The 14823-nt window shown below is 54.4% G+C and carries 12 protein-coding genes; 3 read left to right on the top strand and 9 right to left on the bottom strand.

The annotated features are described in order from the left end of the window. The 5 genes from RUE5091_RS21085 to RUE5091_RS21065 form a co-directional block, all read right to left on the bottom strand. Positions 1-2733, bottom strand: a complete 2733-nt coding sequence (locus RUE5091_RS21085; RefSeq protein WP_058283918.1) for an aminotransferase class I/II-fold pyridoxal phosphate-dependent enzyme — start codon at positions 2731-2733, stop codon at positions 1-3. Positions 2734-2777: 44 nt separating this feature from the next. Continuing rightward, complete coding sequence (locus RUE5091_RS21080; protein ID WP_058283951.1) at positions 2778-3746, bottom strand: carbon-nitrogen hydrolase family protein; 969 nt, start codon at positions 3744-3746, stop codon at positions 2778-2780. A 112-nt stretch (positions 3747-3858) separates the two neighbouring features. Beyond that, entirely contained in the window at positions 3859-4197 is a 339-nt protein-coding gene (locus RUE5091_RS21075; protein WP_082643770.1) for a hypothetical protein, read from the bottom strand. Positions 4198-4268: 71 nt separating this feature from the next. Next, a complete protein-coding gene (locus tag RUE5091_RS21070) occupies positions 4269-4781 on the bottom strand; it encodes a VOC family protein (protein ID WP_058283917.1) in 513 nt (170 codons plus the stop codon). A 139-nt stretch (positions 4782-4920) separates the two neighbouring features. Further along, positions 4921-5487 carry a cupin domain-containing protein gene (locus RUE5091_RS21065; RefSeq protein WP_058283916.1) on the bottom strand — a complete coding sequence of 189 codons (567 nt, stop codon included), beginning with the start codon at positions 5485-5487 and terminating at the stop codon, positions 4921-4923. A gap of 149 nt (positions 5488-5636) precedes the next feature. Here RUE5091_RS21065 and RUE5091_RS21060 point away from each other — a divergent pair, with 149 nt between their 5' ends. From RUE5091_RS21060 to RUE5091_RS21050, 3 genes are all read left to right on the top strand, one after another. Beyond that, positions 5637-6914, top strand: a complete 1278-nt coding sequence (locus tag RUE5091_RS21060; RefSeq protein WP_058283915.1) for a 4-aminobutyrate--2-oxoglutarate transaminase — start codon at positions 5637-5639, stop codon at positions 6912-6914. Positions 6915-6916: 2 nt separating this feature from the next. Beyond that, positions 6917-8392, top strand: a complete 1476-nt coding sequence (locus RUE5091_RS21055) for an NAD-dependent succinate-semialdehyde dehydrogenase (protein WP_058283914.1) — start codon at positions 6917-6919, stop codon at positions 8390-8392. A gap of 543 nt (positions 8393-8935) precedes the next feature. Then, positions 8936-9559, top strand: coding sequence for a TetR/AcrR family transcriptional regulator (locus tag RUE5091_RS21050; protein ID WP_058283913.1), 624 nt, complete (start codon positions 8936-8938; stop codon positions 9557-9559). A gap of 131 nt (positions 9560-9690) precedes the next feature. Here RUE5091_RS21050 and RUE5091_RS21045 read toward each other — a convergent pair whose 3' ends face one another. The 4 genes from RUE5091_RS21045 to RUE5091_RS21030 form a co-directional block, all read right to left on the bottom strand. Then, complete coding sequence (locus RUE5091_RS21045; protein WP_058283912.1) at positions 9691-10992, bottom strand: NAD(P)/FAD-dependent oxidoreductase; 1302 nt, start codon at positions 10990-10992, stop codon at positions 9691-9693. A 16-nt stretch (positions 10993-11008) separates the two neighbouring features. Then, the gene (locus RUE5091_RS21040; RefSeq protein WP_058283911.1) at positions 11009-12403 is read right to left on the bottom strand and encodes an aspartate aminotransferase family protein; all 1395 of its coding nucleotides are present in this window, start codon (positions 12401-12403) and stop codon (positions 11009-11011) included. Positions 12404-12417: 14 nt separating this feature from the next. Continuing rightward, positions 12418-13794 carry a glutamine synthetase family protein gene (locus tag RUE5091_RS21035; protein ID WP_058283910.1) on the bottom strand — a complete coding sequence of 459 codons (1377 nt, stop codon included), beginning with the start codon at positions 13792-13794 and terminating at the stop codon, positions 12418-12420. A gap of 119 nt (positions 13795-13913) precedes the next feature. Beyond that, positions 13914-14564 (bottom strand): GntR family transcriptional regulator, encoded by a 651-nt coding sequence (locus RUE5091_RS21030; protein ID WP_058283909.1) that lies wholly within the window; start codon positions 14562-14564, stop codon positions 13914-13916. Positions 14565-14823: the final 259 nt, after the last annotated feature.

Raw genomic sequence — 14823 nt, 5'->3', positions numbered from 1 at the left:
TTAGGGGCTCTTGATTGATTTCAAAGCGTCTTCGGTAAAAATGCGCAGGCCCAGATCGGCGCGGAATCCGTGGATCTCGGACACGTCCAGTTCCTGCATGAATTTCAGAATTTCGGGGCTGATCACCTGCCCCGGCACCAGAATTGGGAATCCCGGCGGATAGGGGATCACGAAGGTGGCCGAAACCATCTCTTCTCCGGCCTCCAGCCGTTCCAGCATTTCTTTGTCGGGCTCGACGTAGTCGCAATTGTCTTCATCATATGACAGGAAAAACGCCGTGCGGATGTCACCGGCTTCGGTACCTGCTTCACAGCGGAACGCATCGTGGAACCGACTGAAATCGGGCAGAGGCGGGACGTGTTCGATCAGGTTGCTGACGCGCTTGTCAAAGGCCCGTTTCTCCATCTTCGACGCGTCATCCATCAGATCGTCCAGTTCCTTGGCGATCTCGACCAGCACCTCGATCAGATAGGCGACTGAGCTACGCGTGGTGCCGATATTGGTCATAAACAGCACGGTATTACGTGAAGTCTTGTTGATCTGGATGCCGTATTTGTCCATCAGGATCTTGGTCTTGAACGTATCGCCATCCCAGCCGGTCGCGCCGACATGCAGGGTGATCCGGGTGGCATCCAGAACGAACTCGTCCTTGGCCCAGCAATCCCAGACGTCGGCCCAACCCTGATCGGGGTCGAAATAGCTGGTCATGCCGCTTTCACGATATTCCTCGGGAATCATGTCGCCTGCCGTGACGAGCTTGAAATACTTACTCAGCAAAGGGTGGGTTGTGACCGCCCTGCGAATTGCCATGGCGCTTTCGACCTGCCGCTGGACGAATTCATATCCTTCGATCTCTACCTGTCTGCGGCCTACATCCAACGAAGCGATTATCTGATAGTTGGGCGAGGTGGAGGTATGGGTCATGTAAGCCTCGTGAAACGCCTCTTCGACTGCTCCCTTAAACTGTTGATCGTTGACGTGGATCATCGAACCCTGCCGCAATGAAGTCAGCGTCTTATGGGTTGATTGAGTTGCATAGACTCGGACCCGCGCATCAGGCGGCGCGATCAGGCGGGTGTTTAGCAAGACCTCGTCGTCTGCGCCATCGAGAGCCGCCTGTTGGGCCTCGTAGGCCTCGGCATGTTCTGTCGTACGGAATTGTTCGCGCAGAATATTGGCCGACCGCATTGCAGTACGTACACGCGAGTTTGGCGCAAACCTTGCGTAGGCGAACCAGGCCTCATCCCACAGGAATACAAGGTCTTTCTTAATCGCCAGGCATTCCTGTATCACTCGCTGAACGTTATAAACGATGCCGTCAAATGTGCAGTTGGTCAGCAACACCATCCGCACCCGGTCCAGTTTACCTGCGGCGCGTAATGCAAGCAGCTTGTGCTTTATTTCGCGGATCGGCACCGCGCCGTACATCGAGTAATCGTGCAGCGGATAGCTGTCCATATAGACAACGCTCGCCCCCGCCAGAACCATCCCGTAATGGTGCGACTTGTGGCAGTCTCGGTCGACCAACACGATATCGCCGGGGCGCACCAACGCCTGCACGACGATCTTGTTGCAGGTCGAAGTGCCGTTGGTAGCAAAGAACGTCTGTTTCGACCCAAAGGCGCGGGCAGCGGCCTCTTGTGCTTCCTTGATCGGACCACGTGGCTCTAGAAGCGAATCCAGACCGCCTGAAGTGGCCGAAGTTTCGGCCATGAAAATGTTTGATCCATAAAACGCCCCCATATCCTGAATCCAGTGGCTGCGGCTGATGGACTTGCCGCGGCTGATGGGCATGGCGTGGAACACACCGGTCGGTTGCTTGGAATATTCCTTGAGTGCGGTGAAGAACGGAGTTTTGAAACGCCGTTGCACCCCGCGCAGAATGTTGAGGTGCAACTCCAGAAAATCTTCCTGATTGTAGAACACCCGCCGGCACAGACCCAGATCAAGGCCCGCGATATCCTCGGCGGAACGGTCGGTGATCAGATAGGCATCCAGCTCTGGGCGCAGCTTGCCGATGCGGCGACAGGTTTCCGGGCCGTATTCCGAGGGCGACAGAGCGTCAAGATCGGAGCCTTCGCCATAAAGGCTGACATACCGACCCAGAACATTGGATTCGTTCTTGGATTTCAGGCCAAGCCCAGGGCGCACGATCACCGCTTGCACATTCTGGTTGAATAGAACCCCGATCAGCGCATCCTCAACGCTGGGAACCACAACAGTTTCATAAATGAACGGGTCTTCGCTGCGCCGCATCCGTTGCAGGCTGGATTGCAGAAACCTTTCTTGGTGTTCGTTGACATCATCGACGATCATCACCTCGAAATACGGCCGCCCCAGCGCGCGCGCCTCATGGGTTTGGGTCGACTCATCTTCGAACTCATCGCCTTCGGTCTCATCCGCAATCAGCGGGATCGACCGGCGACGATATGCGCCAGATGTCAGCGCGCGGGACACCCGACGCACGGCTGTCGAGAAATCTGTGAAATTACCATGCTCAAGCAAGCGCCGCAGATAGTCGAAGGCCGACGCCCCTGGAAAGGCGAAATACATCTCGATCGGGGCCAGTGCGTGCAACAACTCAAGCGCCCGAGCGCGGTATTTGTCACCGCCGTCGCGATACAGGGACTCAGCTGTTTCCCGTAGCGCGCTCCATCGGTCTGCCCTCAGTTGAGAGGCGCTGTAGTAATCCGAGATGGTGTGGAGCTTTTCGCTATCGGAAATGCCGTGCATGAAATCTGTGTCCTTTCTGCCGATACCGAAAAGCTGCCTCGGGATCAGTCTGTGCCTGAGCGCCCTTTGTAGAGATAAAGATTGTCGGGTTTCGTTTCGGCGCTTTCGCTATATCCCAGCGCCGTTCTGGGGTCGGATGCCGCAACCCCTGCGACATCACCTTTTTGCGGAATGCGCAGCGGGCCCAGCGTGTTCAGATAGGCATCCGCCCCGCTGGTGCGGTCATAAACGGGGAAATCCGCCTCGCGGTCACGGAAGCTCTTGAGAACCTGCCCCAGGCCTTTCAGCCCGACCTCGCGCTGACGGCGAACCTGATCCAGATCGATTTCGATGGGGAAGATATCCTCTTGCCCGGCTGATTGGTGCAGCACGGTGGCCGACGGATCAACCACCAACGAGCGGCCCACGCCACCGGCAGCCAACCCGTTTACGTCGAACACGTAACACTGAAACTGCGCGGCAGTGGCCTTGGCAATCGACAGCTCAGCCTCACGGTCGGTAGTGCCGGTCAGAACCGGGTGCAGCAGAACCTCAACCCCCTGACTGGTCAGGTGGCGTGTGGTTTCAGGGAACCAGATGTCATAGCAGATCGACAGGCCAAACCGGCCCACATCCGGAACATCGAAGATGCAGAACTCGGTGCCCGAGGCGATGTTCTGTTCATAAGGTTTGAACGGAAACATCTTGGAGTATTTCGAGACGATCTCACCATCCGGGTTGATCACCACGGACGTATTGAAGATGCGTCCATCCTCGCGCTTTTCGAACATCGAGCCGGGGATCAGCCAGATGCCATAGCGCCGCGCCGCATCCTGAAAGCGTGACAGGTCGTCATTGGGAAAGGGCTGGGCAAACCGGTCGAGCGGACCATGGGGTGCCAGTTCACTGAACAGGGCCATCTGGGTCCATGGGAATCGCGCCATCATGATGTCGATCCGGTGCAGCATCGCCTCGACATTCGATTGCAAAGCGCCGACATGCATCTGAATTCCGGTTATCGCAAAAGGGGTCATTTTTCTTTTCTTCTCATTTTCTTGCCGATTGCGACCACCGTTTGATCCGGCATTCTTCATCGGAACATAAAATCGCATATTCGTGCAAGCCCACTGGCCGCAAGAGTTTCAGTTATCCCGTCTCTTCCTCGCCTAACGTCTCAGTAAAGTCGATATCGTTGCGCACCCAGAAGAACCGAAAACCGCAACTGCGCAGCCACTTCTCCAACCGATCCAGGCTAGCCCATTCCCGCCGCAGCCCGCGCGTCGATTCTACCAGCGCCCACTGGCCATCGACCAGAAAGTAGACAATCCAGGTGTTGGGATGGGCCACCTGGTTGGCAAAACCGCCGCTAACCACTTCGCGCGCGGTACGCACGGCTACCGGGTAATCACCAATGCGGTTCTCAGCAGCCAGGATGGCCAGGTCGTTCTGTCGGATCGTGAAAGAAGGAAGAGGGGTGACGTTCATGATTTGCCTATCAAAATAACACACCTATTCCGGTACCTCACGATCCATGTTTTGTTCAACCACGGACGGGATTACGCGGCCTCGGTCTGATCTGGCGTATCCAGCTCTGCTTCAGAGTCCAGATCCTGAATTGCGTCGAACAGTGCTTTGCGACGCTCGCTGATATCTTCGGATTTGAGGTTTTCCAACCGCGTTGCCAACGTCCAGATATGGCCGAACGGATCAGCAACTGTGGCACAACGCTCGCCCCAATATGTATCGTTAGCTTCGGCAATTAGGTTTGCTCCATTTTCCAACGCGGTCGACAGAACAATGTCGACATCTTCAACATACATGTGATGACCAACCGGCGTAACTGTTCCTGAACCGACAGGCACGTGCGCGCCCCAGCCAGCAGTGACGAACAACATCGAGTTGCCAATCTTGATCGCTGCGAAGCTCGGGGCTTCCTCAGCATCATAGGCCTGAATCTTTGCGTTAAAAGCACTCTCATAGAATTGCAAGGCAGCCGGAACGTCGGCCACCGCAAGCGATGCAGTGCAAGTGCGATATCCGCGCGGCAGGGTGGCAGGTTTCTTTTTCATATCCGAAATCTCCGAATAGGGCGGGAGTTGTCCAAAGGAATATGCGGGAAACTCCCGCACTATGCATCATACTGTGGATCAAATTTTGTGATGTTGCAACACTATGAATCATAGTGCTTGGAAATCCGTGCGACGAACCTCAGAAGGTCGGCGGGGTGCAGGCACTGACAATCCGGCACTTTTCCGGACCCATCTGCCGGAACCGATGCGGCGTGCGGCTGTCAAAGTAGTACGCATCCCCTGGTCCCAGCACTTTGCGCTGTTCCCCCACAGTCACCTCGACCCGACCCGAGATCACGATACCGCCCTCTTCGGCCTCATGCCCATACATCACGCGCCCTGTATCGGCGCCCAGATCATAGGTTTCCTGCAGGATCATCATCGCGCGCCCATGCAGGTTCGATCCCACCTGCCGGAGTGACAGCCCGCCCTTCCCGATCTCGGTCAGCTCCTCGGCGGCATAAAAAACAGTCTGTTCCGTCTCGATCTCAAAAGAGAAAAAGTCGGACATACCAATCGGTATTCCCTGTAGGATGCGCCGCAAAGCGCCGACGGAGGGGTTCATCTTGCCCGATTCGATCAGCGAGATAGTTGAGTTCGGAACTTCCGATTTCTTGGCCAGCGCCCGCTGCGACAGGCCCGCACGTTCGCGCAGGGTACGCAGGCGCAATCCAAGGGTCAGGTCATCGTGATTGGCGTTTTTCATGTTCAATATCCGCAACACTTTTCTGCGCCGGAACGGTAAATCAATGAGTTATGATTCACAAGAAATAGGCTTTCGCTTGGCCTCACAGCCTCTACAGTCGCGCGATCAAACACGCGGGCGCAGCGCCCGACAACCGTAAAGGATGCAAGATGCTGAACGCTCAGATTGCTGAACGCCGTAACACCTCGATCGCACAGGGCGTAGGGATGCAGACGCAGGTCTATGTTGATCGCGCAAAGAACTCCGAGGTTTGGGACGTCGAGGGTAAGCGCTATATCGATTTCGCCGCTGGCATTGCCGTCGTGAACACCGGACATTGCCACCCCAAAGTAATGGAAGCGGTGCAGAAGCAGGCTGCAAGTTTCACCCACACTTGCCATCAGGTTCTGCCCTATGAGAATTACATTCGCCTGGCCGAGCGCCTTAACGAAAAGGTTCCTGGTGATTTCGCCAAGAAAACCGTTTTTGTAACAACGGGTGCCGAGGCAGTTGAGAACGCCGTCAAGATCGCCCGCGCTGCCACCGGCCGCCCCGCCGTGATCGCCTTTGGCGGCGGTTTCCATGGTCGGACGTTCATGGGCATGTCGCTGACCGGCAAAGTTCAACCCTATAAAGCGGGCTTTGGCGCAATGATGCCCGACACTTATCACGTGCCCTTCCCTGTTGAACTGCACGGTACGTCGACCGAGGATTCGCTGGGGGCGCTGAACAAACTGTTCAAGGCTGATCTGGATCCTGGCCGCGTTGCCGCGATTATCATCGAGCCGGTTCAGGGCGAAGGCGGCTTTTATCCTGCACCCGCAGAACTGATGCGCGGCCTGCGTGCCCTGTGTGACGAACACGGGATCGTGCTGATTGCTGATGAGGTGCAGACAGGTTTCGCCCGTACCGGCAATCTGTTCGCAATGGACGCCTATGACGTTGCCGCAGACATCACCACAATGGCCAAAGGTCTGGCGGGCGGCTTGCCTCTGGCAGCGGTCACTGGGCGTGCCGACCTGATGGATGCGGCACACCCCGGCGGTCTGGGCGGCACCTATGGCGGTAACCCGCTGGGCATCGCAGCGTCCCACGCTGTCTTGGACGTGATCGAGGAAGAAGATCTGTGTGGCCGTGCCAATGAGCTGGGCTCGCGTCTAAAACAACGCTTGGAATCGATCCGTGCCCGTACGCCCGAGATTGTGGATATCCGTGGCCCGGGCTTCATGATCGCGACCGAGTTCAACACCGCTGATAGCAGCGCTCCGAACCCGGAAATGGCCAACGCCGTGCGCGCCGAGGCGCTGAAGCGTGGATTGATCCTGCTGACATGTGGTGTTTATGGAAATGTGATCCGCTTCCTGGCGCCACTGACAGTTCAAGATGAAATCTTCGCTGAGGCGATGGACATTCTCGAAGCATCGATCGATGCCGCGAAAGGAGCTTGATTATGCTGGATACCAAAATCACCAAGCTGGAACTGAAAGACCCCGGTCTTCTGGAAACCCGCGCCTATATCAATGGCAAATGGATTGAGAGTGAGGCGACCTTTCCGGTCTACAACCCCGCCACGGGTGATCTGATCGCCGATGTGACGGATGTCAACATCGAGGGCACCGCGCAAACCGTCGACGCGGCCTATTCAGCCAAGAAAGACTGGGCGGCTAAAACCGGCAAAGAGCGGGCGGCAATCCTGCGCAAATGGTTCGACCTGATGGTCGCAAACGCCGATGATCTTGCCACGATCCTGACCGCCGAGATGGGTAAGCCCTGGGCTGAAGCGCGCGGGGAAATTCTCTATGGCGCATCCTTCATCGAGTGGTTCGCCGAAGAAGCCAAGCGTGTTTACGGGGACGTCATTCCGGGCCATCAGCCCGACAAACGGATCGTCGTGCTGAAACAGCCCGTGGGTGTGGTTGGCTCGATCACCCCGTGGAACTTCCCCAACGCCATGATCGCGCGCAAGGTCGGTCCGGCGCTGGCCGTGGGCTGTACCTTTGTGGCCCGCCCAGCGACACTGACGCCGCTCTCGGCGCTGGCAATGGCTGTACTGGGCGAACGCGCAGGCATCCCCGCTGGCGTGTTCAACGTTATCCCAGGCACCGACAGCTCTGGTGTTGGCAACGAGCTGTGCACCAACGAAAAAGTTGCCAAGATTACCTTCACCGGGTCGACTCGGGTGGGACAGATCCTGATGCGCCAGGCGTCAGGCACCATCAAGAAAATGTCGCTCGAACTGGGTGGCAATGCGCCCTTCATCGTGTTCGATGACGCGGATGTGGATGCAGCCGTCGATGGCGCGATGATCGCCAAGTTCCGCAACAATGGCCAGACTTGCGTCTGTGCTAACCGTATCTATGTTCAGGCCGGTGTCTATGATGAGTTCGCCGCAAAGCTGGCCGAAAGGACCAAGGCCCTGAACGTCGGCGACGGGTTCGGCGATGGCGTGACCACCGGGCCGCTGATCAACGATGCGGCAGTCGCCAAGGTCGAAGAGCACATTTCGGATGCAGTGTCGAAAGGCGCGACCGTCACACTGGGTGGCAAACGCTCGAATCTGGGTGGTACATTTTTTGAACCTACCGTCCTGACCGGTGTGACCCGTGACATGGTGGTGGCGAAGGATGAGACCTTTGGCCCCGTCGCACCGCTGTTCAAGTTTGAAGATGAAGACGACGTGGTCGCCATGGCCAATGACAGTGAGTTCGGTCTGGCCTCGTATTTCTATAGCCGTGATCTGGCGCGTGTTTGGCGTGTGGCCGAGGGGCTTGAATCGGGCATGGTGGGTATCAACACTGGCCTGATCTCGACCGAGGTTGCGCCCTTTGGCGGCGTCAAACAATCCGGACTGGGTCGCGAAGGCTCGAAATACGGGATCGAGGATTTCCTTGAGATCAAGTATCTCTGCATGGGTGAGATATCCTGAAGCCAACTAAGGCGCCTACAGTAATGTGACGCCAAGTAAGGACTGGGCATATGCTGCCCAGTCTTTTTTTGTGCTTCAGTTCAAAGGTTTTTGGCTGTCTGAATGTTCGGTTCAATATAATCAGAATGGACTACTTTATTATAAGTCTAGCATTTGACTGTTAAAACCTCGTCGTTACATGGCGGAACTATTATCATTTCGACATTGGCAAGGCACTACGTTGAAGTTTGAAAACCCTTTTATGTTCTAGGAAACCACTGCAATCTAGAGGTTTAGCTACCTAAATCGCACACACAACCAAATTGACCACCTAGGTACAGTGACGAGTTGATGTCTTACAGCGCGTTGAATCCGTTGGGCGATTAACCTAAAACCATGGAACATCTTGAAACTATTTGAGCATAGCTCTATTCGCATAAATTAGTTTCACCTTCGACCACCCCTAAAAGGGACTAATTTCGAAGATTGAGCAAAAATGCCATCAGGCTATCAAGAGATCACTTCATTATTGTAGTTGACTTCATTTTCATATATGTTTCGAACATGACTGGACTACGTGAACGTCAAAAAGCACTGCGACGAGAAGAGATGATGAAAGCGGCGATGTCGCTGTTTGGATCTCGTGGCTATGAATCGGTGAAACTTGAAGAAATCGCACATGAAGCGGGAGTTTCGCCGGGAACGCTTTACAGCTATTTCAAAACCAAAAATGACTTGCTACTAGCTGTTTTAATTCAAGATTTCGAGCTTGGTTTCAAGAATGGGCGTCTGATACTTGAAGGTCCTTTATCGGATGGAATAACGGCCATCAATCAATTGTTATTGGCCCATTTCTCTCGCCGCCAACATGGCCTGACAGAAGATATGTGGCGCTTTGCAATTGCCGCATTTATTAGCCATCCTGACACCCATTTCGCAATAGAATACGAAAAATGCCTGACTCAGATGCATAATCAATTTTTGATTCTAATTCAAAAATTGAAAGTTGAAGGGCATTTGCCCAACTATGTTTATGCCGATAACCTTGCTTCTGTGATAACAAATTCAGCAATTATGAGCTTTTTGAAGTTCATTCGAAAACCCAATGTTTCTAGCGAGAAATTTGAAGCCAAGCTTTTGTCGCAGAATTCTCAATTAATCAAATTAGCACAACAAGCAAGCGTGTAGATCAGATGTACAGCGTCAGGAGCGGACCAACCTGTCTAACCCACGTTACTTAAAGGCGAGCGTAGACCCGCACTTATGATGAATTTACATGAATAGTTCATTATTGGGGACTTAATGCCCAGGCTAAAGCGTCACAGCTTGTCGCGCAAACTAAACCAGAGCATTGCAAGTACCAGCAGAGGTGTGCGCAGCATCGGACCGCCAGGGAAGGTCTTTGTGGGAACCTTGGCCATGATATCAAACCGCTCTGCCTGACCGGCAATAGCTTCTGCAGCGATTTGCCCTGACAACGTTCCCATGGCAACGCCAGCACCCGAGAATCCTGAGAGCGACAGAATGTTACCAGACATGCGTTCGTAGTGGGGCATGCGGTTCATAGTGATCCCCAGCGTCCCGCCCCAGGCATGATCGATTTCGACATCTTTGAGCTGCGGGAAGATTTCGGCCATCGGCTTGCGCACAGCGCCAGCTATGTCAGCTGGAAACTTGTAGCCATAAGATTCTGTTCCACCGAACAGAAGACGGTGATCGTCCGAAAAACGGAAATAGTTGATCACAAATTTGCTGTCCGCCACAGCATAGTTGTTGCGGATGATTTCTTCCTGAGCCTCGCGGCCAAGCGGTTTCGTGGAAACGATGAAGTTGTTGATCGGCATGACCCGCTGGGCCACATGCTTGTGCATGGTGCCTAGGTACCCATTGCACCCCATGACCACATATCGCGCCTTAATGGTCGCTTCATCGGTCACCACGGTGGCAGGGTCGCCTTCCTTGACCTCAACAACTTTCGATTGCTCGAAAATCCGCGCCCCGGAGTTCACCGCCAGACGGGCAAGACCAAGCACCAGCTCAAACGGGTCCACATGCCCTGCCCCCATATCCAGGGTTCCGCCATTGTAGGCTGGCGAGTTAACCAGATGGCGGCATTCGTCCTTGTCCAGCAAACGGATCTTATCGTACCCGTATTTTCTGGACATATGCTCGACATACTCAGCGTTATGCGCCTGATACCGCTCCCGGTGTACCGTGTGGATCACTCCATCATGGAACTCAGCTCGAACTTCTGGTTTTTGGGTCAACGAACGGACCAGATCGACCGCTTGGGCGCCGATATCCCAAAGTTGGCGGGCGTGAGCCTCACCAACCATTTTCTCCAGACCGTCCTGCTCGACCCTCTGGCCCATGCTGACTTGACCGCCATTTCGACCGGATGCGCCAAACCCAACGCGTTGTGCGTCCAGCACGACCACGTCATATCCACGCTGTGCCAAATGATATGCAGCGGACAGGCCGGTAAAGCCTGCCCCTACGACGCAAACGTCGCATTCCAATGCACCTTGCGCCTTTGGAAACGGGGCAAGCGTTTCAGCCACGTCTGCATAGTAAGAATTAGGGTACTCACCCTGACGATCGTTTGCAGTCAGCAGATCCATTGGGAACTCTTATTTTTCAGGCCGCTTTGAAAATACCGTCGGCGCGGATTTTCTCGAGGCATTCATCAAGCGATTTGCGGGCACGATCCACGAAGATATCGATCTCTTCGCACGTGATGACCAGCGGCGGCGCGATAACCATCCGGTCTCCAACGTGGCGCATAACGATATTGTTCGCAAAACACCGTTCGCGGCAAATATAGCCAACGGTTCCCGCATCAGCGGCAAATGGCGCGCGCGTTGCCTTGTCGGGCGTCAGAGCAATGGAACCCATCAGGCCTTCAACCCTTGCTTCACCGACCAGCGGGTGCTCCGCCAACTCTTCCCACCGCTTCTTGAGGTGGGGGCCAGCCACGTTGCGCACATGCTCCAGCACATTTTCTTCTTCGAGAATACGCAGGTTTTCAAGAGCAACAGCACAAGCAACCGGGTGACCGGAATAGGTGTAGCCGTGATTGAATTCAGTATCGCCGATAACCTTGGCAATCTCGTCCGACACGATCGAGGCGCCAATTGGCACGTAACCCGCACTAAGCCCCTTGGCCACTGTCATGATGTCGGGTTTGATGCCCATGGTTTGCGACCCGAACCAGTTTCCGGTCCGACCGAACCCGCAAATCACTTCATCCGCGATCAGCAGGATACCGTATTTGTCACAGATACGCTGGATTTCAGGCCAGTAAGTCGCAGGCGGGATAATGACGCCGCCCGCACCTTGGATCGGCTCACCAATAAAGGCTGCGACCTTTTCCGGTCCGATTTCCTTGATCTTCTCTTCCAGCTGTCGCGCGCGCGCCAGACCGAACTCTTCCGGAGTCTGGTCGCCGCCTTCTGCCCACCAGTTCGGTTCGTCAATGAACTCGATACCCGGGATCGGCAGACCGCCTTGCGCATGCATGCCTTTCATACCGCCAAGCGAAGCACCACCGATGGTCGAGCCGTGGTAGCCATTCCAGCGCGAGATAATCACATCACGTTCGGGCTGATCCTTCTCTGCCCAGTATGTACGCACCATGCGAATATTGGTGTCGTTGGCATCCGATCCGCCATTGGCAAAGAACACGTGGTTCAGGTCGCCCGGAGCAAGCTCGGCCAACTTCTTAGCCAGCATGAGAGCAGGCACATGTGAGGTCTGAAAGAACGTATTGTAGAATGGCAATTCCCGCATTTGACGCGCGGCGACATCGGCGATCTCTGGGCGGCCATAGCCGATATTGACACACCACAGGCCCGCCATACCGTCCAGAATCTCTTGGCCTTCGCTGTCTTTCAGCCAAACGCCCTTGGCGCTGGTGATAATACGGGCACCATTTTCATTGATTTCCTTGCCCGTTGTGAACGGGTGCATGTGGTGAGCAGCGTCAATGGCCTGCAATTCGGTGGTCGGCAGATGATTTGCTACAGTTGTCATGTTAGCCTCTCAAATCAGACGTTCAGCAATAGGTGCTGGCGTTCCCAGGGGGAGATTTCGCGTTGATATTCTTCGTTTTCGGCGCGCTTGATGTCCGCGTATAGGCAACAGAACTCTTCGCCCAACAAATTACGGATCTCCTTGGCTTCATCAAAGACGTCCAAGGCCTCGCGCAGACTGGCGGGCAACGGATATTCCGCGTCCCAGACTTCTTTTTTGGCTTCTGCCCGCGGTTCGGTCTTATTCATCATTCCTAGGAAACCACATGCCAGCGACGCGGCTATTGCGATATATGGGTTACAATCCATACCGGTTACGCGGTTTTCCAGCCGACGCGCGGACGGCCCGGAATGCGGCACTCTCAGGCCGGTTGTCCGGTTATCCGATGCCCATTCAATGTTCGCCGGAGCGCTCTGCCCTTCAACCGTTATCCTCCGATAGGAATTCACATAAGGCGCAAGCAGAGGCACAACCTCCATCAGATACTTTTGGGACCCGCCAATAAACCACCGGAACAGATCGGATTCTGTTCCATCTTCCTTGGAAAAGATGTTCTCACCGGTTTCGATATCCACGATACTTTGGTGCACGTGCATTGCGCTACCGGGTTCGTCCCGGATCGGCTTGGCCATGAAAGTCGCGAACACGCCGTTCTTCAGAGCGGCCTCGCGGATCGTGCGCTTGAAGTAGAAAACCTGGTCAGCAAGACGCAAGGGATCGCCGTGCATCAGGTTGATTTCGATCTGGCCGGCACCACCCTCTTGGATGACAGTGTCAATTTCCAACCCCTGCGCTTCGGCAAAGTCATAGATCGTGTCGATAACCTCGCCAAACTCGTCCACAGCAGCCATAGAATAGACCTGCCGGCTGGCGCCCTTGCGCCCTGTCCGACCTACCGGGGGCTCAATTGCTTCGTTCGGGTCATGGTTAGGCTTGGTCAGGTAAAATTCTAATTCTGGTGCGACGACGGGCTTCCAACCTTTTTCACGGTAGAGATTGACGACTCGTCGCAGAACTTCACGAGGTGCGATTTCAAGCGGAGTTCCGTCTCGGTTGAACATGTCACAGATCACTTGCAGTGACAGATCGCTTGACCACGGAATCGAGCAAGCCGTGCTCATGTCGGGCCTTAGGACGATATCGTGCTCGAGCCACTGACCTTCGATTTCCATATCAACGTACTCGCCCGAGATCGTCTGATAAAACAGCGAAACCGGAAGTGCCAGATCTGTGGATGGCTTGAACTTCACGGCCGGCATTGCCTTACCACGCGAGGTACCGACCAGATCAGGGACAATACACTCGACCTCCTCGATCCGGCGACCTTGGGCAAATGAGATAAACTCTTCGGGCAGATCGTCTTGCCAACTAGATGTGATCGCCTTTTTCATCAAAACCTCCACAATGCCTCAAGACGCGAGGCATTCAATTTTTCTGCCACAACTTTTGATCAAAATTTTTAGTTAGTCAATCGCAACTTTGAAATCAGAGTGGCCATAGTCGCATAAACCTAAGCCCGAAGGGTCTGCCGAACTAAGGCTAGCCCCTGTCGGATGTCTTCTTCGATCGCCTTCTTAACCTTCTCTGTATCACCCTCACGCAAAGCCAGAGTCGCCTCCCGATGCTGATCCAATAGCTTCGCAGTTCCATATCGCCCGCATACGACCCGCAAAGATGGCCCAACCTGAAGCCAAAGGGATTCCGCAATCCGTTGCAATATCAATGCGTCTGCCGCTTCATATAGTGTGAAGTGGAATTGGTAATTCGCTGCCAGATACTCACGCGTATCGCCATTATCGATGGCCTTGTCTACAAGGGTATCTATTTGTTCTAATTCGGCAATCACACGATCATCAATATTTGCTGCCGCCATCGTGGCCAAGGCGGGTTCGACAGACATTCGAACCAATTCAATCTGACTCAATCGGTGATCGGACATTTCTGGCACTTCAACGCGGCGGTTCTTTAAAGAGCGCAATGCACCTTCGGCGGTCAAACGCCGAATTGCCTCACGGACCGGAGTGACACCGGCACCAATCGATTCTGAAAGACCAAGAATTGTAATCGGTTGACCCGGTATAAACTCTCCAAAAAGTATCATCTCCTTAACACGAACATAAATCGTCTCGTGTTCGGGTTTTTTATCGCTCACGTGGTTCATTTCTTGCCTATCTTCCGTCGGTCTTAGCCAAGCAACCTAACTGCTCGCGTTGAAACTATCAAATTTTTAGGAAAAGGTTGCAACGAATCTATTTTTGATCAAAAGTGCGGAAAACCCGCCATTTGGCGATCAGTTTTTATGGGAGGAATATATGCTGAATTTGAATTCCAGCGCTGCCATTTTGGCGGCGACACTTTTTGCGCAGGCGGCTTTTGCCGAAGAGGTGCGTGTATACAACTGGTCTGACTATATTGACGAG

The sequence above is a fragment of the Ruegeria denitrificans genome, from assembly GCF_001458295.1.
Classification (GTDB): Bacteria; Pseudomonadota; Alphaproteobacteria; order Rhodobacterales; family Rhodobacteraceae; genus Ruegeria; species Ruegeria denitrificans.
Note: the sequence above shows the minus strand (reverse complement) of the source record. Positions and strands in the feature narration are given on the sequence as shown.

What these genes read in the sequence shown, in the direction of transcription:
- RUE5091_RS21085 (WP_058283918.1), bottom strand. Translation starts at nt 2,733, where the DNA reads ATGCACGGCATTTCCGATAGCGAAAAGCTCCACACCATCTCGGATTAC.
- RUE5091_RS21080 (WP_058283951.1), bottom strand. Translation starts at nt 3,746, where the DNA reads ATGACCCCTTTTGCGATAACCGGAATTCAGATGCATGTCGGCGCTTTG.
- RUE5091_RS21075 (WP_082643770.1), bottom strand. Translation starts at nt 4,197, where the DNA reads ATGAACGTCACCCCTCTTCCTTCTTTCACGATCCGACAGAACGACCTG.
- RUE5091_RS21070 (WP_058283917.1), bottom strand. Translation starts at nt 4,781, where the DNA reads ATGAAAAAGAAACCTGCCACCCTGCCGCGCGGATATCGCACTTGCACT.
- RUE5091_RS21065 (WP_058283916.1), bottom strand. Translation starts at nt 5,487, where the DNA reads ATGAAAAACGCCAATCACGATGACCTGACCCTTGGATTGCGCCTGCGT.
- RUE5091_RS21060 (WP_058283915.1), top strand. Translation starts at nt 5,637, where the DNA reads ATGCTGAACGCTCAGATTGCTGAACGCCGTAACACCTCGATCGCACAG.
- RUE5091_RS21055 (WP_058283914.1), top strand. Translation starts at nt 6,917, where the DNA reads ATGCTGGATACCAAAATCACCAAGCTGGAACTGAAAGACCCCGGTCTT.
- RUE5091_RS21050 (WP_058283913.1), top strand. Translation starts at nt 8,936, where the DNA reads ATGACTGGACTACGTGAACGTCAAAAAGCACTGCGACGAGAAGAGATG.
- RUE5091_RS21045 (WP_058283912.1), bottom strand. Translation starts at nt 10,992, where the DNA reads ATGGATCTGCTGACTGCAAACGATCGTCAGGGTGAGTACCCTAATTCT.
- RUE5091_RS21040 (WP_058283911.1), bottom strand. Translation starts at nt 12,403, where the DNA reads ATGACAACTGTAGCAAATCATCTGCCGACCACCGAATTGCAGGCCATT.
- RUE5091_RS21035 (WP_058283910.1), bottom strand. Translation starts at nt 13,794, where the DNA reads ATGAAAAAGGCGATCACATCTAGTTGGCAAGACGATCTGCCCGAAGAG.
- RUE5091_RS21030 (WP_058283909.1), bottom strand. Translation starts at nt 14,564, where the DNA reads ATGAACCACGTGAGCGATAAAAAACCCGAACACGAGACGATTTATGTT.